Annotated in this window: 16 protein-coding genes and 1 tRNA gene; 6 read left to right on the top strand and 11 right to left on the bottom strand. The window is 42.0% G+C overall.

What is annotated here, in order from left to right; genetic code table 11:
• Positions 1-45: 45 nt before the first annotated feature.
• The 4 genes from BM156_RS03525 to BM156_RS03510 all read left to right on the top strand — a co-directional run bounded on the left by BM156_RS03525 (position 46) and on the right by BM156_RS03510 (position 4,204).
• Complete coding sequence (locus BM156_RS03525; RefSeq protein WP_212733397.1) at positions 46-1,152, top strand: DegT/DnrJ/EryC1/StrS family aminotransferase; 1,107 nt, start codon at positions 46-48, stop codon at positions 1,150-1,152.
• 17 nt (positions 1,153-1,169) lie between these two features.
• A complete protein-coding gene (locus BM156_RS03520; protein ID WP_093918425.1) occupies positions 1,170-1,862 on the top strand; it encodes a formyltransferase family protein in 693 nt (230 codons plus the stop codon).
• 90 nt (positions 1,863-1,952) lie between these two features.
• Positions 1,953-3,260 (top strand): nucleotide sugar dehydrogenase, encoded by a 1,308-nt coding sequence (locus BM156_RS03515; RefSeq protein ID WP_093918424.1) that lies wholly within the window; start codon positions 1,953-1,955, stop codon positions 3,258-3,260.
• 2 nt (positions 3,261-3,262) lie between these two features.
• Entirely contained in the window at positions 3,263-4,204 is a 942-nt protein-coding gene (locus BM156_RS03510) for a Gfo/Idh/MocA family protein (RefSeq protein WP_170846846.1), read from the top strand.
• Positions 4,205-4,261: 57 nt separating this feature from the next.
• Here BM156_RS03510 and BM156_RS03505 read toward each other — a convergent pair whose 3' ends face one another.
• The 7 genes from BM156_RS03505 to BM156_RS03475 all read right to left on the bottom strand — a co-directional run bounded on the left by BM156_RS03505 (position 4,262) and on the right by BM156_RS03475 (position 14,502).
• On the bottom strand, positions 4,262-4,735 hold the full coding sequence (locus tag BM156_RS03505) for a hypothetical protein (RefSeq protein ID WP_093918422.1): 474 nt from the start codon (positions 4,733-4,735) through the stop codon (positions 4,262-4,264).
• A 634-nt stretch (positions 4,736-5,369) separates the two neighbouring features.
• Positions 5,370-5,624: an LPXTG cell wall anchor domain-containing protein gene (locus BM156_RS03500; protein WP_093918421.1), complete on the bottom strand. Its 255-nt coding sequence runs from the start codon at positions 5,622-5,624 to the stop codon at positions 5,370-5,372.
• Between the two features lie 13 nt (positions 5,625-5,637).
• On the bottom strand, positions 5,638-7,710 hold the full coding sequence (locus BM156_RS03495; RefSeq protein WP_093918420.1) for a hypothetical protein: 2,073 nt from the start codon (positions 7,708-7,710) through the stop codon (positions 5,638-5,640).
• Positions 7,707-8,639 carry a glycosyltransferase family 2 protein gene (locus tag BM156_RS03490; protein ID WP_133464253.1) on the bottom strand — a complete coding sequence of 311 codons (933 nt, stop codon included), beginning with the start codon at positions 8,637-8,639 and terminating at the stop codon, positions 7,707-7,709. The genes BM156_RS03495 and BM156_RS03490 overlap by 4 nt, the downstream gene beginning before the upstream one ends.
• Positions 8,640-8,746: 107 nt before the next feature.
• Complete coding sequence (locus BM156_RS03485) at positions 8,747-10,096, bottom strand: Gfo/Idh/MocA family protein (RefSeq protein WP_093918418.1); 1,350 nt, start codon at positions 10,094-10,096, stop codon at positions 8,747-8,749.
• 14 nt (positions 10,097-10,110) lie between these two features.
• A complete protein-coding gene (locus BM156_RS03480; RefSeq protein ID WP_093918417.1) occupies positions 10,111-11,643 on the bottom strand; it encodes an SUMF1/EgtB/PvdO family nonheme iron enzyme in 1,533 nt (510 codons plus the stop codon).
• A 291-nt stretch (positions 11,644-11,934) separates the two neighbouring features.
• Positions 11,935-14,502 carry a LamG-like jellyroll fold domain-containing protein gene (locus BM156_RS03475; RefSeq protein ID WP_093918416.1) on the bottom strand — a complete coding sequence of 856 codons (2,568 nt, stop codon included), beginning with the start codon at positions 14,500-14,502 and terminating at the stop codon, positions 11,935-11,937.
• 166 nt (positions 14,503-14,668) lie between these two features.
• Between BM156_RS03475 and BM156_RS03470 the strand changes: the two genes are divergently transcribed.
• Positions 14,669-14,743, top strand: a tRNA-Val gene (locus BM156_RS03470).
• 69 nt (positions 14,744-14,812) lie between these two features.
• Here BM156_RS03470 and BM156_RS03465 read toward each other — a convergent pair.
• Positions 14,813-16,588 carry a DUF4091 domain-containing protein gene (locus BM156_RS03465; RefSeq protein ID WP_093918415.1) on the bottom strand — a complete coding sequence of 592 codons (1,776 nt, stop codon included), beginning with the start codon at positions 16,586-16,588 and terminating at the stop codon, positions 14,813-14,815.
• Between the two features lie 381 nt (positions 16,589-16,969).
• Here BM156_RS03465 and BM156_RS03460 point away from each other — a divergent pair, with 381 nt between their 5' ends.
• A complete protein-coding gene (locus BM156_RS03460; RefSeq protein WP_093918414.1) occupies positions 16,970-19,381 on the top strand; it encodes a PAS domain S-box protein in 2,412 nt (803 codons plus the stop codon).
• A gap of 112 nt (positions 19,382-19,493) precedes the next feature.
• Here BM156_RS03460 and BM156_RS03455 read toward each other — a convergent pair whose 3' ends face one another.
• The 3 genes from BM156_RS03455 to BM156_RS03445 all read right to left on the bottom strand — a co-directional run bounded on the left by BM156_RS03455 (position 19,494) and on the right by BM156_RS03445 (position 21,999).
• Positions 19,494-20,486, bottom strand: coding sequence for a beta galactosidase jelly roll domain-containing protein (locus tag BM156_RS03455; RefSeq protein WP_139218203.1), 993 nt, complete (start codon positions 20,484-20,486; stop codon positions 19,494-19,496).
• 3 nt (positions 20,487-20,489) lie between these two features.
• Complete coding sequence (locus BM156_RS03450) at positions 20,490-21,554, bottom strand: hypothetical protein (RefSeq protein ID WP_093918412.1); 1,065 nt, start codon at positions 21,552-21,554, stop codon at positions 20,490-20,492.
• Positions 21,555-21,618: 64 nt separating this feature from the next.
• Positions 21,619-21,999, bottom strand: coding sequence for a hypothetical protein (locus BM156_RS03445; RefSeq protein ID WP_139218202.1), 381 nt, complete (start codon positions 21,997-21,999; stop codon positions 21,619-21,621).
• Positions 22,000-22,072: the final 73 nt, after the last annotated feature.

The following is a 22,072-nucleotide window of genomic DNA, read 5'->3' as shown; positions in this document are numbered from 1 at the left end:
TAAGCAAATGTAATAATCTTATAGGAATTCCATTATTTTTGTAGAATGATTGAAACCAGCATGAACTTCAACGATCTTCACAAACAATACCGAGCTTATCAAAGTGAGATTGACGCTGCGATCCAACAAACAATTGACAACAGCGCATTCATCAATGGCCCCGAAATTGGTAAACTGGAAGAAGAACTGGCAACTTTTACAGGAGTCAAGCACGCGATTAGCTGTAGCTCTGGCACCGATGCCTTACTCCTGTCGCTAATGGCCTTAGATGTTCAACCTGACGACGAAATCATCTGCCCGGCCTTTAGCTTTATAGCTTCTGCAAGTATGATTAGCTTCTACCGTGCCAAACCGGTATTCGTTGATGTTTCTCCGGTTGACTTCAACTTGGACATAACACAAATAGAAGAACGAATTGGCCCCAAAACAAAAGGAATTATTGCGGTTTCACTTTTTGGACAGTGTGCCAATTTTGACGAAATAAATGCCATTGCTCACAAACACGGGCTATGGGTCATTGAGGATGGTGCTCAATCTTTTGGAGCAACCTACAAAGGAAAGCGCTCCTGCTCATTGACACATCTGGCAACCACCAGTTTTTTCCCAGCGAAACCCCTTGGATGCTACGGCGATGGCGGTGCGATATTTACCAATGATCCCAAACTGGCTTCGCGAATAAAAATGCTCCGTTCCCATGGACAAAAAGCTCGCTATGTTCATCAGGAAATAGGTATAAACGGACGAATCGACACGCTTCAAGCAGCCATCCTACGGGTAAAGCTGAAACATTTTGAAGACGAGATACAAAAACGCCAACGAGCAGCTGAACGCTATTCGGAGAAATTAAAAGGGCATGTCCTTCTTCCGGAAATTACGCCCGACAAACAAAGCGTATGGGCCCAATACACCGTCATTCTCGAAAACCGAGATGAAGTAAAAGCTCAATTAACACAACAAGGCATACCAACGACCGTCCATTATCCGGTCATTCTCCCTAAGCAAGAAGCGTTTCAAGCTGACATCGTTTTTCATGAGAAATTTGAAGTTGCCTCTCTCTTAGCAGATACCGTACTATCTTTACCCATGCACGCTTTTATTACTGATTATGAAATAGATAAAGTTGCAAACGCAATAAAAACCATCATCCCCTAAAATAATCAACTAAAAATATGATTGCACTAATTACTTACGACACCCCACATAAAAAAACACAAGATGTTATATTCTCTCTAATAGCAAAAGGTTATAAAGATATCCACCTCGTTGTTCTTCCATGGGTTGAACGTAAGAGCTTCAAACCAATAATAAAACACAGACCAAGCATTCCAATCAACGTCCCAGTTGATCAACTCGCTAAAAACTTTGAATTATCATTAACGCGAGTTGGGACTAATGATCTGGAACTCTTCTTTCAACAAAATAGTTTTGATTACATTCTAATTGGAGGGGCAGGTCTTTTGCCTGCCGATTTGGCCCTAAAATTCCAAATCATAAATGCCCATCCAGGATATCTTCCAGCCGTAAAAGGGCTTGATGCTCTAAAATGGGCAATTCTCGAAAAACAACCTATTGGAGTAAGCACCCATATTATCTCGGACAAGGCTGATGAAGGCTGGCTCATTGACAGACAAATCATCCCTGTCTATTTCGAAGATTCATTTTACCATCTAGCATCACGCCTTTATGAAAAAGAAATCGACATGCTAACAGATGCAATTAATCTCTTAAAGAAAAATCCGCCACTCAAAAAACTACAAAACCCAGAAAAAGAGGCACACAGAAGAATGCCACACGCACTCGAATTAAAAATGATGGAAAAATTTAATCATCTCCGAATTAATTCACCATCTATATTCGAATAAAATGTTTATTGAGAAAATACGTTTAACCTAAACAAGATTTAAACACCATTTTCTTATCATTAGAATCATTGTTATATAAAACAAAAAAACATGATAAAGGAATCCGCTCTGGTAAAAATAAAAAACAATACAATTCAGATTGGCATCATTGGCCTTGGCTATGTCGGACTTCCTCTTGCCGTTAGTTTTGCACTGGAAAACACCAAAGTCATTGGCTTTGAAAAGTCGGAGGAAAAAGCTAAAAAGGTTAACGCTGCCATCAATTACATTGGCGATGTCAAAGACGACGATTTAAAAACAGTCGTGACTAATGGCACGCTAACCGCTTCAACGGACTTCTCCCAGCTAGCTGATTGTGATGCAATTTTAATTTGCGTCCCAACGCCCTTGGATATTTTCAAAAAGCCGGACATGAGTTATATTGAAGAATCAAGCCTTGAGATTGCGCGTCATATGCGTCCCGGAACATTCATTTGCCTGGAAAGCACGACCTATCCTACAACAACTGAAAGCTTCATTCTTCCAATTCTCGAAAAACACTCGAAACTAGAACATGGCAAGGACTTTTGGCTAGCCTTCTCACCAGAACGAGTCGATCCTGGAAATAAACAATTTGTAACCAGAAATACGCCAAAAGTATTAGGAGCACTTTCCGACGACGGACTCGAAGTAGGCAAAGCAATTTATAAAAAGGCCATCGACTCCATCCACACGGTAAGCTCTCCTCGTGTAGCCGAGATGGTTAAAATTCTGGAAAACACTTATCGCCTGGTGAACATTAGCCTGGTGAACGAACTGGCACTTCTATGCGGAAAAATGGACATCAACATTTGGGAAGTTATTGAAGCCGCAAGCACTAAGCCCTATGGTTTTCAGGCTTTTTATCCGGGTCCGGGAATCGGGGGACACTGTATTCCACTGGATCCATTTTACCTGGAACACATTGCTAAAAAATTCGGGTTCGACCTGAGCATGATTCATACCGCAGGACACATCAACAACATGATGGCTCACCGTATGACCATTAAGATTACCTCAGCACTCAACCGCCATAAAAAGGCGATCAACGGTAGTAAAATCCTGTTTTTAGGCGTAGCATACAAACCCAACATCGATGATGCCCGGGAATCTCCTGCGCTGAAAATCATAGATGAAGTATGTAAAAAAGGGGGCCTTGTCAGCTATGCCGATCCTTTTGTTCCCTCAATAACATCTGATGAGGGACGTCAATTTGATGCTTCGAACTATTCGGCCGAAACAATCAAGCAAGCCGACTGCGTTGTTCTGAGCACGAACCATTCAACGTTTGATGCAGAATTTATCCAAGAACATGCCCAGCTCGTTGTTGACCTGAGGAACATGATTAAAAACCCATCTGAAAAAGTTTATAAATTATAAGAATGAAGAATTTTGTGCTAGTCGGTGCAGCCGGCTACATTGCTGAACGCCATATGCGTGCCATTCGTGAAACTGGCAACACCATCGTGGCGGCAACCGATCAGTTTGACGTGATGGGAAGAATGGATAGCTTTTTTCCCGAAGCAGAGTTTTTTTTGAATGAAAAAGAGTTTGAAACTTTTGTAGCTCAATGGCAAAAGAGCCATGTGACACCAATCGACTATACAAGCATCTGCTCTCCCAACTACAAACATGCAGACCACATTCAAGCTGCACTTAAAAATCAGAGCTTTGCAATCTGTGAAAAACCACTTGTTTTATATCCCGAAGAGCTGGAACGCATTGAACAAGCGGAACAAACCACTGGCAAGAAAGTCTTTAATATCCTTCAGCTAAGATTGCATCCAACCATTATTGCTTTACGAGAAAAGGTTAAGCAAGCGGCACCCGACAAAATTTTTGACATTGATCTGACCTACATCACCTCCAGAGGGAAATGGTACTACAAAAGCTGGAAAGGTGATCCAAGCAAATCCGGCGGTGTAGCCACCAATATCGGCATCCACTTCTTTGATATGCTCCAATGGATTTTCGGAGAAGTTCAACACAGTGTTGTCCACACCTATGAAGCTGATAAAGCAGCTGGTTTCCTGCAACTAAAAAACGCTCGGGTTCGTTGGTTTTTAAGTCTCGACTACAACAGTATTCCCCAAGAGGCAAAAGATAAAGGCATGAGAACCTACCGTTCAATCACCGTTGAAAATGAAGAAATTGAGTTTAGCGGTGGATTTACAGATCTACACACACAAAGCTATCAGCACATTCTTGAGGGAAATGGTTTTGGGCTTCAAGAAGCTAAGCCATGCATCCTGCTGACGCATGAACTAAGAAACAGCCACCCCATCGGGGCTAAGGGCGATTATCACCCATTCTTAAAAGCCTAAAAATAAAGAAGCCGCTTCTGGGGGGAAGCGGCTTATAAATTAATAGCTGTTTAATTATTAATTGAGGATATTCTTGTACTGGTCATTTACGAGCTCAGGAAGAAAACCGGCAATTAAATCAAGGGCTTCCTGACGATCAATCTGCGACATTGTAATCACTTTCTGTCTTGATAGCTGATCTTGATTCAATACCTGCTCATTCAAGCTCTCCGGTACAACTAGTTCCGATACCCTCATTGAACGGGCTCCAAAGCCCTTCTCGGAGTTTACATACTTTACTTCAAAATAATTGGTGCGGATAATATATTCTTCACCTTTTTTGGTTTCTTTCAAGAAAACCTGAACCGGACGCTTTGATTCGCCGTAGGTGATTTCCCAACTTTTTTGATAAACCTTGCTTGGTTCGAAATCTACTTTCGAGGAAATTTTATAATCATCAACAAAAGCTGTTTCTTCTCCTGCAAAAACACTCAAAGAGGCCACAAACATAGCAGCAAATAAAAAGCCGATAATTCTGTTTTTCCTTTTCATGACAAATGGTTTTAATCGTTAATTTGTTGTAATAACAAGGGCAAATGTATAGCCGCTTTTCACCCAAAAACCTGACAAAGAGCATGAATAATTTTTGTTAAAAGAAAATTAGTTTTAAAATGAAAGTAAAAAACAAGATAGAAGCTTCAAAGTTTTATTAAAAAGCTAAAAAAGGTCATTTTGAGCAAGTACTTTTCGAGTACAGCTTACAGTTTTTAAAAACATGTTAAAAAACACACAAACGCTTAAAACACACGCAAAAACAGAGCAAAATTTTAATTAACATCCAAATATTCTCAATCAGAACAAAACAAATATCATCAAATTGTTTTTTTTGCTTTCAATTTGAAAGCACTGACACGATACGCTCCTTACAAATTATTTGAATGCTAAACTATTATGATAATATAACTAGAGACACAGACAAGAAAAATCAAATATTAACTAATTATTAAATCGTGCCAACAATTCGCCCGTTCCTGTTTCTTTTCAAACTTTTTGAATTCAAAAAGCGAAAAACAATACAAAACGACAAGATTCAATCCTTCAAAAGCCATTTTAAGCCGCCCTATTGCAAAAAAAGCCCTATGATATACATAGAGCTTCCCTTTTCTCTTATAAACCTAAAACAGGCCTATTTTTTCTTCTTTTTAGCAACGAAGTAAACACCGGCACCCACAACAACAATTGCGACTATAATTAATACAGTAGTTGTGCTGCTACTTCCAGATTCTTGTTCTGCTTCATAAAACACAGGATCCATATCATCAATCGACAAGGTATCCTCCATTTCAAATAAATCTTCTTCCTGCTCTTGTGCAGCTACTGGCTGCAAAGCTCCTACGGCCAACATTCCGAATAGGGCTAAAATCAACATTAGTTTTTTCATTCGTATTTATTTTTTAGTCATTAATTGTATTCAGGTATTCCCTATACTTATCCACAATTTCAGGATGTGTTTCCTGATAGGTCTCTGCCAGTGCTCGGATTGCAGGTTCATACTTTGGATAAATCTGCAAGCAGTCCTTTAACAGCCGCCTGGCTTTTTCCGGCTGGGTCTGCCCGTAAATTGAAGCTAGCTCCACATAGGCACTAAAATATTTGGGATTAACGTCAAGCAAGTGCTCAAAATAAGCTTTCGCCTTCGCCTGATCACCTGTTTCAACGGACAATTGCCCCATCAACTTCAATGCCGGCTCATAATTCCCATTAATACTCAATGCGGTCTGCAAAACATCCACCGCCTCCTGCCTTTTATTTTGCAAACTTAAGGTTTTTCCCAAACGAGAATAAATATGCTCATCTCTTTTATAGGACTGTAACGCTTTTTTAAAGCTCGCTTCCGCCAGCTCATAATTCTTATCAGAATAAGCCTGAACACCCCGCAATGAAGCTTTCGACTTCCGCTTGACCACCGCACAAACAGGAACATCATCAACCTCGACAACATGTATTGTTCCTTCTGGAGGAAAATTGCCATTTGTAAGCTGCCCTGGCTGAATGTAGCTATTTCCAATAATCGCGTAATCCCAGTCAGCATCACTTCGAAACTGGTATTGAAAATAGCGGAAACTCAAATTCGCATGATCGCACAAATACCACTGCACCGGAAAGTTGCTTCCAACAACCAAGGGTTCACTCTGATGCTGCTTATTCAAATAATCTCCCAGCCACTCGGCGCCACTTCGCATGGTGTGATAATAATAATCGGTCTCATAGCGCCCATAGGCACCATTCAAACCACCCACCAGCTGATTGTAATACAAATAATAATAGGGATGCGAACGCACCATAAAAGCAACCGGATGAATCAACAAGCCAACCAGAACGACTGCAACCAACACTTTCGCCCCTTGTTTCTTAAAACGGCCAAACAGCTCGTTAATTCCAACAGCCGATAGCACAACAATTCCAGGATAAACAAACAGGAAGTGGCGCCACGCACCGTACAGGTTTGATTTGGTAAGAATGACAAAAATGACCGGAAAAAGTGTCGTAAAGGCCAGCAAAATATAAGTCAACCGATGCTTACCCTGAATTAGCGACTTGCCATAAACTGCAAACAGAACAAGTCCACCCAGAACCACCAGCGGAATGGTGATCAACATATACTTGGGCAAATAATACCAAGGCCTAAAGTCTGACCAAATGAACTCTCCATCAAAAATTTGCCGAATTGTCGTTGGAAAATCAGTCATTACCTGATACGATTTCCAAGGATTGATAAATGGATTTTGAAGCGCATATGGCCAGAGCAACAGACCTAGCAGGTAACCTGCGAAAGAAAAGACCAGCAACTTTAGAAAAGTCCGCTGGACATGCGCCCACCTTACTTCCCGCCCATCAAGGTACTCGTAAAAATAGAAAAGCACCCCCGCGAAAAGTAGGTAAAAGGCTAATAAGATTCCTCCTGCCCTGATACTGACGGAAAAAGCAATACTCGCTATTAAAAGCAAAATCGAAATCGAAGAGCTTGGCTTAAATCTGGCATAGGTTAATTTCAGCGTATAATACACTCCAGCAATATAGGCCAGGGCAAAAGGAATATCTTTCAGATTATTTTGCAAGTGTCCCATAAAACGCGGTGAAACAGCAAACAGCAGCAGTGTTATAATTCCGGCACGATAGCCTTTCAGCCATGTGGCAAACAGGGCGGCCACCAGAATACACAACCAACCTATAAAGCTGCTAAACAAGTGCCGAAAACCATACACATCATCAATCCCAAACCAATGCATACAAATGGTAGCCAGGTTATCCGGCGTTTGCCCATAGTACTGCAAATGTGTTTTGGGGGTTTTCAGCGCATCGCGGTCTTTCCCGTAGGATGCAAAATAATCGTAAACTTTCTCAGAATGAACGTAATGAACTTCCTCGTCACCCGAAATTCCTGCATCGCGGCTCACCACCAGCAATACCAACAGCAAAGCTGCAGCCAGCGAGAAAAACAATACTTTCAGGTGACGCTCATTCATGCTTTATTATCTTTTGATTGATAAATCTTCTTCACAAAATAGAGTGGGCGTCGCTGTGACTCTTTATAAATACGATAGACATATTCACCCACAACCCCCAAAAAGATCAACTGAATTGATCCTAAAAAATAAATGCTCAGCACGGTTGACGACCAGCCCATGATGGCAAAACCAAGAAACTTGGCCACCAACACATACATACCAGCCAGCATAAAAACAATAGTTCCAATCAATCCCAACACCAAACACACACGAATTGGGAACTTCGAAAACGAAAAAATAGCATCTGCAGCCAACACAAACAGCTTTCCGAAAGTCATTTTAGGTTTCCCCTGAAAACGATCTTCGCGCACATAATCCACAAACCCCTGATTAAAACCAACAAAACTTCGTAATCCAGGCAAATAACGCACCCGCTCTTCGAGTGACAGCAATGCCGACAGTGCTTTCCGGTTCATCATGGAGAAGTTTCCGGCATTTTCCAGGTCTTCAATATTCGCAACGCTTTTAAACAGGTTATGAAAAACTCCTGTAACTGCGTTTTTAGCCTTATTACCCTTACGTGCCGACCTTCGTCCACTAACGATATCAAAATCCTCATTAACCAGCTTATCATGCATCTCCTTGAGCAATTCCGGAGGATCTTGCAAGTCTCCATCCATCATGGCAACATAGCCACCAGTTGCATGTTCCAGCCCCGCAGTAAAAGCAGCCTGATGACCAAAATTTTTGGAAAGCGAAATCACCCGAATTCGATCATCTCGCTCCTGGAAAGCAATCAGCCGTTTCAAACTATCATCTGTACTCCCATCATCGACAAAGATCAATTCAAACTCATTCTTGATATTTGCCAGGGCTTTTACGGTTCGAGGAACCAATTCATCAATCAACTCCTCTTCATTAAATATCGGAACTACCAAAGAGACCATAAGCTTTTCGTTTAATTTAGTTTCAACTAGCCACATGGGCTGAAAGGGGAAGCCGAAACTTCCCCAATACTAGGTTAATAGTGGTTTAATTGGCTCGGCAGTTCTTGTCAAGCTTTGTGTGCTGTTCCTGGCACAGGAACAGGGAATTCCATATCTACAGGACCAAACTTCATTTCTTTTGGCCCTAAATCCATATCTGATTTAAAAATCTCGTCCCAAGTTACTTTTTGCCCGGTGTAAGCAGCTGTTCTACCCATAATTGCAGTCAGGGTTGAAATCGCTGTTGTTTCTGCTTCATTCACATATTCCCCGGTTCGAATTGCATGAACCAAGTGCATGTGCTCCTGAACGTAAGGAGGAATCTTCACTTTATTCATCGGTTGTCCATCTTCCCCAATCGGGTATTCAAATTTCCACTTCACAGTACCATCCAAATTCCAGATTGTATTTTGACAGTTGGTATAACCTTCTGTTCCAACAATCATCTCTCCGGTTCCGTTGGCACAATTATCAATCTGACGGCTCATGCTGTGTGAGCTCACGCCATTTCCATATTCAAAATCAATACTGAAATAATCATACTGATCTCCAGTCAACCGTCGAGCACGACCTCCATAGCCAATCGCACTTTCAGGCTGCTTCCCGATAAACCAGTTCACCACATCGATGTTATGCACATGCGTATCCAGAATGTGATCACCACACAACCAACAGAAGTTGTTCCAGTTGCGCATCATATAAGTCATATCATCCCAACCTTCCTCGCGGGTACGGAACCAAACGTGATTCTGATTCCAATAGGCTTTAGCCGAAGTAATTTGTCCAATTGCTCCGTTAGCTACCTGCTTGTAGGTTTCAATATAATCTTCCTGATGACGACGCTGAGTCCCGGTCACCACATTCAAGCCAATGGCAGCAGCTTTCTTTGCCGAGGCAATCACCGAGCGAATACCAACCGGATCAACAGCCATCGGTTTTTCAAGAAAAACATGCTTTTGCTGCTTGACAGCTTCCTTAAAGTGCAAAGGCCGAAACTGCGGTGGAGTTGCTAACAGCACAACATCAACCTCTTCCAATGCCATCAACTTCTTGTAACCATCAAAGCCCACAAAACAGTTCTCCTCAGGGATCGGACGCTTATATCCGGCAAAACGCTTCCGACATGCATCAATCTTATCCTGAAAAACATCTGCTAAAGCAACAATTTCCAAATCCGGACCTGCACTAATAAAGTTGATTGCAGCTCCGGTTCCCCGGTTTCCAACCCCAACTAATCCGGCTCTCAACTTCTTACCAGCAGGAGCTGCACTTAAAATTGGAGGCAGACCAAGTGCTGCTGCGTCCTTTTTGCCTTTACAAGAAGAAAGCACAGCGCCAGCCCCCAACACACCGACTCCCGCCAAAGCAGTAGCCTCCAGGAATCGGCGTCGATTAATATTTTTTGAGTTATCTGTCATGACATTGGTATTTTTTATTGCTCAATTGATTCATCTACTTCACACACAACCCGAAATCCGACTTCCATTACATCCGAGTACCACCAAATCGATTTCGGCATTTGGGGATCGGTCATCAGCCAAGCCTTGGTTCGGGTATAATCACGCGCCGCAGAACGCACATCCTTGGCATCGCTTTTAAAAGAACCTCCCCGAACAACATGCTCTCTTCCTTTTTTAGGTCCCCGAGGATTCTCAACCACCTTCGCCTTACTATACTCCTGATAAATCGCTGGATCGTAATAATCCAAGCAAAACTCGGCGACATTCCCTAACATATTTTTCAATCCAAACGCATTCGGTTTAACAGCTTCAGGAGCCATGGTCATCCCATCGCTATTCAACTCGTAAGCGACATAGCTATTGATAATGGCGGTATCCGGTGAAAAAATCTTTTTCAAAAACCCCTTGCTGGTATAATCTTTTGGACTGCCCTCAAACGGATAAGGAGTTTGACTACCTGCACGACAAGCATACTCCCATTCAGCTTCCGTTGGTAGGCGGTATTTTTTCCCCGTAACCTGAGTCAGCCACCGGCAATAGGTGTTCGCAGCATGCCAGCTCATTGTAATCGCCGGCCGGGATCCTTTTCCCCAACCTTGGTCTGGTGCTCCCCACGGAGGTGTTGGCCCCGTAATTCCATCGACTTCTTCATCAACCTCTATCGCTTCTTTTCGTCCTTGCGACGAGGTCGCTTTAAAGAATGCCAAGTATTCCTCCCAGCTAACCTCCACTTTTCCCATCCAGAAATTGCCGACTTTAGCATTAAAAACCGGACCTTCATCCTTGTCGCGAAGTGGCTCTTTCTCGGGGCTTCCCATCTGAAAAGTACCACCCGGAACAGCAACCATTTCAAAACTCACACTGGTTCCAGGAATCTTTTCTGTAAAATTCTCAAAACGATTCACAGAGGTAGGTTGCTCATAAACTTCTTCTTCAGCAGAAGCAATCGTTCCAAAATTCATATTGTGCTCATGCGCGGCATTAGGATCGTGATGACCAACATGCAAGTGACAATTAATGCAGCGCAATTCTTCTTTACTAGTCAGGTAATATAAGTGAGCATCATCACCCTCTGGAGAGAGTGTTGTTGGAAATAAATTCTGGTGACATTTTAAACAAGACTCTTTATAAACAAAGTGCTGTGCATTCTCGACCTTACGCTTCTCTTCCCAATTAAAGTCGGCACTGTCTTTAAAAAGCATTCCATACACATCTTTAAATCCATGCTTGGCTTTTGCGACCAAATGTCCGTGCCCTTTTGGAGGAAGATGGCATTCAACGCAATGCACAATTACTCCAGCCTCATTATTATAATGTGTTGAAAGTTTCCAGCTCTCTTCAGCGTGCGGGTGAACATGGCACGACATGCAATAATCATCTGTCGAGGTATATTCCATTGCCTTGTTTCCCAAGCTCAATACAACCAGGCAAGCAACAACACCTAACAGGATAAAGAAGGCGTAAGCCCGTTTCCCATTGAATAGATTTCCAAGTTTCAGTTTCATTAGCTCCTAATTTTTGGCTGCATCAACTGGCAGCACCCAAATCTTTTTCACGTTTTATGGTTCACCGAAATCAACATGATCTCACGAGACAGATCTGCCAATTTAAGCGATTTAAAGCTACCACAAACCACTTACCCACCTTTTAATTTAGGCTTACACAGGGGTTATCAATAGGTTAATATTTGGGTTAATTTTATGCTGAACAGCAACTTTTAAAAATCAAAATATACTAACAATCAGCAACATAAAAGATTAATAAAAAAAATTAACCCTCAAGAACGGAGATTTGAATCAAGAGCGAAGTAAATCATCAAAAGTAAGGTCCAATTTTTCGCCATAGAGCTCTTCATAAAGCGAAGCAAACTTTTCGTAGGTATATTTGGCCGTATTCATATTGTTCTGTAAAACCAATGCTCGAAGCTTAAATGACAACGCTTGATCGTTGATTGGATCTGCTACTAAAATACGATCAGCCAGTTTTAAAATCAATTCCTGGTCTTTCTCACTGTCTAGATCCAACAAATGAATAAACTTTAGCAGGTTGTCTACAATGTTGTTCCCCATGTACCCTTTAAAATCATCCAACCAGTCATGAGATTCGTCTTTAAACACCTCCCCTCCCCGAATAATTCGATAGAAATTCAGGAAAAACTCCGGATTATGCTCTTTGTTCTCATTCAACAATCTCAATGCTTCGACATAATCACAATAAACTGTTTTGCCAAAACGAATTGTCCAACAATCAACATTAAACACAACCTCAACGGTATCCAACTGTTCCAAAATAATTCGCAGCTTCCGGATGGTAACACCACGGCTGTTTTTGGAATTTTGATAGCTTAAGCCTGGCCACAAAATTTGAGACAATTCTTTCGTAGATATCCCTTTCCGATGGTGCTGCCCATAAACCAGGATCAACAAAAACAACTGCTTTATTTTAGGGGTAAATTGCCCTGTAATATCTTTCCCTTCCTTATCTACCACTTGGAAATCACCAAAGAGCTGAATGTAATTTGTTTCAGGATAATCGCTAGCAGTATTTTCCAGTTCTTTCAGTTTTTCAGATGACAAGTAACGTCTACGCCCCATCCCTGCGGGCAACTTCAGATAAATGAGCAACAAAACCAACAAGGCCACCACAATAAAGCCAACTTTCGACAAAACCGGATAACGCAAGAAGATACTCCGGCTCTGAGCCAGATCGACCAAGTCTTTACTCAGGCTCCAAATCTCTTCTTCGCCCAAGGTTCGTGACCAAATTACCAAGTCATCAATCTCACCATTCATAAACGTGCTGGCATTATAGCCTGCAATTCCCACATAGATATTTTCTCGTCCTTTATAGGAGGGATGCCCCAAGGAACGTCGATCCAGTTTACCGTCCACAAAAATGGACTGCTCTCCAGTCAGTTTATTGTACCGCCAAACCAAATGATACCATTTTCCGGGCTCCAAAGTCGTCTTGCCTTCCATGTCATTCGCATAGAAACCGAAATAGGGTTTCTGGTTTCGCAATACTAAATGAATAGACTGCTGGTAGGAACTTCCTTTCGTCCCAATGATACTAATATCCCTATTTTCAACATTGTAACTTCGAACCTTTACCCAGGCTGCAATCGTAAAATCATGATCCCGGAGCTTTAAGTCTTCGGCTTTTGGAAGAACAATATGGCTCTCCTTACTAAAAACAGCTACCATTCCTCGCTGAGCATCATCTTGGTAATTCACCCCAATATCCTTCCCATCGAAGCCATTGATGCTGTAATCCATCGCACCATTTTCAAAGCTGTAGTAGGCCTCCAGCCCTTCTGTAATTTCCAAAGGCGACGCCACAAAATGCTGTTCTTTATTCTGGACAGGCTCTTCAAAAACCACCGTTTCAGGCTTAAACTGGTATCCCGGGCTTTTCGGAGTCAACGTTACCGTTTCTCCAGGGCCTACGGGGAAACAATACTTCCCACTGGTCAAACTATTGGTTCCGTCCCAGCTCACATAACTCAAGGTTTGGGCATTAAAAGTCACAGTCCCTTTGATTGTCTGAAAACTTCGAAGTTGATAGAGCACTTGAATAATCCAATTCTGATAACGATCAAGCATGATAAAGTTTGGCGTTTTCCCAGTACTTTTCCACACATTCTTAACATGCTCGATCAAGTATGGATTTTGTGTGGTATTAAAGAAAGATTCCTCGGGGCGACCAGCCCGTTTAGGAAAGTTATAGTCATTATAAATCAGCAGATTATTTCTGGGATCGCCCTTCAAAAACTCGCCAATAAAGTCGGGGGCCTCCAAAATCGAGAAATATGGCTCAACAGCATAGTCCCAAACATAATGAATCCAATCCGGACTATTCCGATGTTCCTGCATCATGAAAATCACCACTCGCTTTCCGGTCTCAACCATGTTCTTCAAGGTTGGCCAGTCATTTCCAGACTCATGAACATAGAGGTAAGGAAGAATACCCGATTCTTCAATAACCTTCGTTAGCTCATTGGTGTTGACATTGAAATCCAAAAATAAGGTAAGTATCTTATCTGGCTTCTCTTCCAAATGCTTGCGGATGGTTATCAATTGATCGACAAATGGCGTAGAACCTCCATAAGCATTTCGCAGCATGAGCTGACTTTGTTGCCTTTCCCATTCCAAATAAAATCGAAAACCACCGATATTAACATCCAACAGCTGCTGAACAGACTTATTTTCTTTCACCGTAGCGTCTGTCCCCGAGAAATTGGAAATCACAAAAATACTTTCATCATAATGCTTAAAGACGACATCTTCGGCAGCTTTCACCACTGTTGACGCCAACACAAAAGCAATTATCAATGACCAATATTTTAGTAATGGATGGTTCTTCATAAAATCAAAACGCAAGCTCAAGTCATAATTTGATCAAACAAAGATATAAAAAGGCTTGATTCATCACGATAGCATTTTAATCTGATTAAAGGTTCACATAAATCAGACCATTTTAAACAAAAAACCATTTGCAGAACTATTTTTTTTCTATTTTTGTGGCTCGAAGGGGTTGTTAGCTCAGTTGGTTTAGAGCATTACCTTGACAGGGTAGGGGTCACTGGTTCGAATCCAGTACAACCCACAGAAACGAAAAGACCGGAAATTTACTTCCCGGTCTTTTCTATTTTATGTCTTCTTGCTTTGATTTTGCTTATTGCTCCAACAAATCAATCACCAATTCATCCAAAACCTCTTTTCCTGCATTCACTAGCTTAGTCGCTTGAGGCTTGGTAATTGTTTCTTCAGAAAAAGTAGCCAGCGCGTCATCCAGCTTGGCTAATTGATCCAGCTTATTCGCTGCTTCCAGTTTTTCGCGAACAATCCGGATCTTCTCAAAGTCCTGGATTCCCTCACGCAAGCGTTCAAAACGAATTGAACTTAGAGGGCCGGGATAAACCTGGTAGGTATCGCCTGCTGGCCAAGTTCTAAACCTGGAGTCATGCAAGGGGTCTTCAGCCCACGAGTTGTAAGCCCAACGTAGAAAACCATCAAAACCACGAGCAGCGGCATACCAACCTAGCAAGGCTTGTTCTGCCGGAGGCGAAAAGGTAAAATTGTTTGGATGCTCAGGCTTACTGCACATCGTATAAAATGTTGTGATCTGTCCTTTTTCAGCGCGAGCTTGAATATACTGTTTCTCCAGTTCAGGATCATGGAAAACACACAAATCATAAAGATCATCTGTAATCTCAGCATGATAAGTTCCGGCTAAAGCAATTTTGATTTCAGGAGTCACTCGTTTCAGCAGCTCAATCATGCTCTGCATCTCTTCCAGTTTACGCTCATCCATCGCAATTAAGGTTTTATCCAACCAGCCTTTCTGCGCAAGATGATTTCGAAATTGCACCAGGAACGGCTCCCAAACAGCTTTATACTCTTTACTTCCTGGAGTAACCTCTACCGTTACATAATCTGCAGAATCGGTATCGAAATAGCGTACCTGATTCCCCCAAGGAACCATCGAATAACAATTAATTTGCTTCGTAATACCGGCATCCATTGCCAATTCAACCCATTGATCAAAAATAGAATAGTCAAATTCCCATTCCTGATTTCCCTTGTGCGTCCATTGAATCATGGATTCAAACTGATCGTAAGTTTGACCTCCCCAAGGACGATGTAAAATACTTGTTGTAATGCATTTTTGCCCGGCATCAGCCAACATTTCCAGATAAGGTTTCATCAGCTCCAAATGCTTATCCGACCATAGCTCAACATCGTAATAACGGGCTACAGCAAATGGATTTTGCCACAAATCAAGATGGAAACTCCAATCAGCAGGAGCAGGCAATTCCATGTTTTGCACTTCCAAGCTAACGGGCAACTGGACGTCACGTCCTCCTTGACGAGACACATTCACACTTCCCGTGTAAACTCCTGCAACAGCAGAAGCTGGGACATCAATGGTTAGCCAAACCGGGCGAGTTGTACGCTCTTTCAGGTTAAACACCTGGTTTGTTTCCAAAATATCAGCAGCCAAGAAAGCTGCAATTGTATCTTTATCACGCCACCCACAGCCATTCAAAAACTCATCTGTAATAACATATCGCACCGGATGTACTCCCAGGCTTTTTGCGGCAATAATCTGTCCATCTGGTCCACTCAACTCTGACAGCTCCACCTCGATCGTAGCTACCGGATCAGAACTCCACAACACCAACTGAAGATTTACCCGTTCGCCTTTCCAAGCACTTCCAACCCATTCCTTCGCCATATTTCCTTCTGGCGACAACGCATAATCATAGCGTTCATCCACGCTTCCAAAAGCAGCATGAAAGCCTCCTTCTACCCCACTCCATGCTTCTGGAGCAACAGGATTCGGATTTTCAGGTTCGTCAAAGCCGGTACTCTCCACCTTTACCTGGCATGAAATACACAATACAATCCCTAAAAAACACCAAACAAAAAGTTTCTTTATTCTTTCCATAGTTTATCGTTAATGATTCTCTTTTCGGAAAACTCAACTTACAAAAGCCTATCATCTAAGGCATCTGAGAAACATCATACAATAAACATAAAAATAACGATTAGTCAAATTCATAAGCAAATACGTTTGAGGATTTTTTTGAGAATTCATTCTTCAACTAGCACGAAAAGAAGAAAAAAGTCATTTCTACCCAGCTCATATTGCACTATATTTCAATCACATAAAACAGACTAAAACAAAATGAAAACACCAGGCTCCCGATTTATTCGAGTAAATCAATAAAAACTACTCCTCAAAATAATTATATTAGGAAACCAAACTAGGGCAAAATTGCGTCACAACGACGACCAAGTACTCAGGACTAATTAGTAAAGAAACCAAATGCTTCAACTTTTCATAGCACTCACTCAAAATGCAGCTTTGTTAGTTGCACTGTCTGTTTTATATAGCTTACTTTCGAGATTTCGCCAGCAGAATCGTACCAAATACAGCATTCTTGTTGGTCTTCTTTTTGGAGCGATTGCCATTGCAGGCATGAACATTCCTGTCTACTACGAACCTGGAATCATTTACGATGCACGCTCTGTTATTCTTGTATTATCAGGACTTTTCGGGGGTGGAATCGCATCAGTTGTTGCTGTTTTAATGGCTGGAGCATTTCGACTCTTCCTTGGAGGAGTGGGCGTAATGACAGGAATCATCACCATTCCGATTTGTGCCATCATCGGTCTTGCCGTCCGGAAGTTCTACCATAACAATCCGGAAAACCTTTCTCTTTTCAAGCTCTGGACCCTGGGTTTTCTTTCTCACGTAATCATGCTCTCACTCCAATTATTGTTACCCTGGCCTACCGGGCTGGATATCATCATGCGCTTGTGGGCACCGATACTCACTATATTTCCCATTGCAACCCTGATTGCTGGCATGCTACTTCAAACAGAGGAAAAAAGGCTCAACGCATTATCCAAAATCAAAAGTACGGAAGAGCGCTTTCAGGCACTTTCCGAACATTCTCCGGTTGGTATTTTCCGAACACTCCCCAATGGATATACAACTTATGTCAATCCCCGCTGGAGTCAATTATCGGGCATATCAAAAGAGCAAGCTTTAGGTGACGGATGGCTAGAAGCCGTTCATCCAGATGATCGGAACAACCTGGAAAAAAGGTGGAAAGAAATTGCCTTAAACGAAGGGCGATCGTTGGCTGAATACCGTTTCCTGCGCCAGGATGGTGAAGTCATTTCAGTGTATGGCGAAGCTGTTCCCGAGTTTGGCGATGAGGGTAAGCTGCTGGGCTATATTGGAACGCTCACGAACATTACTCAACGCAAAAAAGCAGAAGAAGCCCTGCGCGAAAACGAGCAAAACTACCGGAACTTATTTGAGAATGATCCGGCAATCAAGCTCATGGTTGACCCGGATACCGGACAGATCATAAATGCAAATAAGGCGGCCGCTAAGTTCTACGGATGGTCGGTTGAGCAATTGGTTGACATGAAAATTGACCAAATTGAACTCACCTATCAAACCATTTCCCATCCCAGCAGGGGACAAAATGGTCACACCCAAAAAGCCAAACACCAATTGGCAAATGGAGAAATACGAACTGTTGAACTGTTTATTAATCAAATCCGCTTTCATGGCAAAGATTGCTGTCACTGCATCATCCATGATATCACAGAAAAGCAAGAAGCTGAAGAAAAGTTGAAACTTCTAAGTAAAGCACTTGAGCAAAGCCCGGTAAGTGTCACCATTGTTAATCCTCGAGGCAAGATTGAGTATGTCAATCCAAAGTTCACCGAAATAAGTGGTTTTACCCCGGACGAAGTTATTGGAGAAAAACTCTACAAACTAAACCCGGATCAATTTTCAAGTGAAGTCTACAAACATATTTTGCAAACAATTTCAAGTGGACAAGATTGGGTTGGAGAAAGTGAAAACAGACGGAAAAATGGAGAGCGCTACTGGGAAAGCCAGATCATTTCGCCAATTGTAGACACCAATGGAAAGATTACCAACTTCATCAGTGTGAAAGAAGACATTACGGAACAAAAACGTATGCTCAAGGAAGTTCTAGAAGCGAAAGAAAAAGCAGAGAAGGCTGAACGACTAAAATCAGCTTTCCTTGCCAATATGAGTCATGAAATCCGAACACCACTAAATGCGATTCTCGGATTTACGAACATGCTAACCAGCAACACCAATTTATCTCAAGAGTCGCGGGAAGAGTATGTCTTCATCATCAACAAGAGTGCCGAAGGCTTATTGCAAATTATCAATGACATTCTCGATATTTCGAAGCTGGAAACCGGTTTGGTTAAGATTTTTAAAAAACCATTTGAATTAGAACAGGTTCTTGAAAGCTTAAAAGCTCGTTACATCAAAAAACTGGCTTATGAAAACAAACAGCACATCAACCTGAATTTGGAGATTGCTCAATCGGTTCCGCTGCTTGACAATGATGAAACTCGTTTCGTCCAGATCTTCACCAACCTATTGGATAATGCTGTAAAATTTACAGAGGAAGGTGAAATCACCTTCGGTATTTCAAATGCCACACCAGAACGCATTGACTTTTTTGTTTCGGATACAGGAATAGGTATTTCAGAAAAAGACCAAGCCAATATTTTTGAGCGCTTCCGGCAAGCCGGCGAATCAACTGCGCGACTCCAATCCGGCAATGGTTTAGGCCTGGCCATTGTAAAAAACCTGGCCAATTTGATGGGCGGCAACATCACACTGCAATCGAAGCAGGGCGAAGGAACGACCTTTCACTTTTGGATTCCACGTTAATTCATCCGATTGCTCGAAACGACAGTTCTTGGCATAACAAGAGAAAGGCAGCCTGTTTCCAGCCTGCCTCAAACTAAACATTAAATCTAATCTGAAAAACTATTTGCAAAAATTAATTTCGTCGTTTTGCTTGCCAGTATTTTCGAAACTGGTCCAAAGTCATAATCCCCACTGGTCCTTCATAGATACCGCCAAAACCTCCAATATCATTCACCCGAATCTCTAGAATATTCTCCTCTCCTGCTTTCAACATCCCCGGAGGGATGAAGTAATTCCTAAATTCATCATAAAGGCCACGATCATAACGCCGATCGTACTCTCCCGTTCCACCAATCAACTGCCCATTGATATAAAGTCGGTCTGCATCATCAATTTTACCAGCCAACAGTATTAACCGTTGTGAGGCCAGGGCCTCAGAAATTAGCAACCGCCGAGTATATACCGCATATCCATCATAGTCATTATATCCTTGGTCTTCCCACACCGCAGGCACTTGAATCTCATCGTAATCATTCGGATCAAATGATCTTCCCTTGTTGAACATCCATGTTCCAGTCAGGCTAATTGAAAAAGGTGGCAAGGTTCCCTCTGAATATATTCGAATATTACCCGACACAATTCCGCCTTCCAACAAGGCATCATAAACACGAACGGCAATGATATTTTCTTGACCCACCCGAATAACATCCGGAGGGATTTGGTATGTTCGTTTGGCATTGTAGGCTGTTGCAAAACGCGGAGGGAAAGCACCTGACTGTCCAATTTTAACGCCATTGATAAATACTTCATCCACATCATCGATGTAGCCAAGCTCTAAAATTAAGTTCTTGTTTTTAAGCTCAGTTCCTAAAGAAACCGTTTTCCGATACCAGGCATAACCATCATAACCTCGAAAGCCTTCGTCCTCCCATCTTGCAGGCACTTTGATCTCCTGCCAATTGGCATCGTTATATGTCGTTGAAGACCATTCATCATTATCCCCAATGCGAAATTTCCACCACCCTTTTAAGCTTTGCTCATCGGGTTCACTGGCCAATCCACCCAAGCCTGTTAATAGCAATACCAACAGCCACATGCCTCCTATTATGATCTTTGGTCTGTTCATAATCTAGTCAAATAAACGAATCAAATCGCGAACAAATGATTTCCATCCACCATTGTCTTCTTCCCATCGCATTCGATCCTTCAATTCATTCATTATCCCTTCTTTCACAATCCCGACAGGGCCTTCGTAAATTCCACCATCGGCAAAAATATCTTCTACTTCAATCGAAATCATATTCTTGGTTCGCAACACATCAGCCGGAATTGGGTAAATCCGGAAAAGCTGGTAAGAATCATTTCGTTGAAAGCGGGAATACCCATCCAAATCCTCTACCCCACCTATTTTCTTTCCATTCAGATATACCTCTTCAAAATCATCAATTCTTCCTAATACGAGGTAAAGCTTTTCATTGCGTAAGTCATTCGGGATTATAAAACGCTTCCGATACCAGGCATGGCCATCGTACCCCGAATAACCTTGATTTTCCCATGCCATGGGCACAAAAATCTCATCCCACTGCTCATCATCAGTTTGTGGGTTGTGCATGTTCCCAAAGTCACGGGTTGAAAATTTCCACTTACCACTCAAGTCAACGGTCATCAACGATTGATCCAGATCATAGTAAAATCCGAGCTTCCCAGCACGAATCAGACCACCTTCCCGGCCTTCATCGAACACCCGTATGGCAATAACATTGCCTTCCCTTTTTAGCCATTTAACAGGAACAAGATAGTGGCGTTCCTGATTGTAAGCCGTCTCGAAATTAGGCGGAAAACTACCTGATTGCCCCACCTTTCGGCCATTGATAAACACTTCATCCACATCATCAATATATCCTAAAAAGAGACTAACCATCTCCGTTTGAGGAAGCGATGCTACTCCAAAGTTCTTTCGGTACCAGGCAAAACCATTGTATCCTTCATAATAGTGCTCCCATTGGCGGGGTGCTATGACCTGATCCCAGTCATCAACGGCATAATTTGGGTTGGCCCAAGCCGGATCATCTCCTACCGTAAATGACCAATTACCACGCAAATCAACCAATGTTTTCCAATCAGAGGCTTTTAGCTCCAACGAGCCAAAAGCCAGCATCAGAAACAGGTAACCGATTAAATATTTAGTGGTCATAATTGAAAGTAACTTTAGGCTACAAGATATTAAAACAAAATCAATTCGAAAGGCTGATTAGTGCTTATTTGGCACCATAACGCAAAGTCATGTTAACAATATATGCTTTCCCCACAAGCACACTGTCTGCTGTTAACGTTCTGTTTTTAAATACATGTTTCACATAGTCACGAGCGTCTGGATCATCGCAACGCAGACGGACAATACGCAGACTTTGATCATGATCGACTACAAAACAAATTTGAACCCGGTCATCAACCCGGTTGATGTTGTTTTGGTAGAAGTAATTAAACGGCTTGTTAATATCATCTTTAAAACAAGTCTTAATTTCTTGGTAGAGTTCTTTTTTGGCCATGTTTACTGCTGATTCTGTTTCGCCAGCGGCGACCAAACCGGTCATCATAAAAAAAGCGACAACCATCATTGTGATTCTTTGTGTTTTCATTGCTTTGAGCTTTAAATGTTTCTGTTTTCATTGTTTTACATTACAAAGAAACAGCAGCAATGTAACCTCCCTG

The organism is Sunxiuqinia elliptica (genome assembly GCF_900113005.1).
Classification (GTDB): domain Bacteria; phylum Bacteroidota; class Bacteroidia; order Bacteroidales; family Prolixibacteraceae; genus Sunxiuqinia; species Sunxiuqinia elliptica.
The sequence above is the reverse complement of the archived record's forward strand: the minus strand, read 5'-3'. Positions and strand labels throughout refer to the sequence as shown.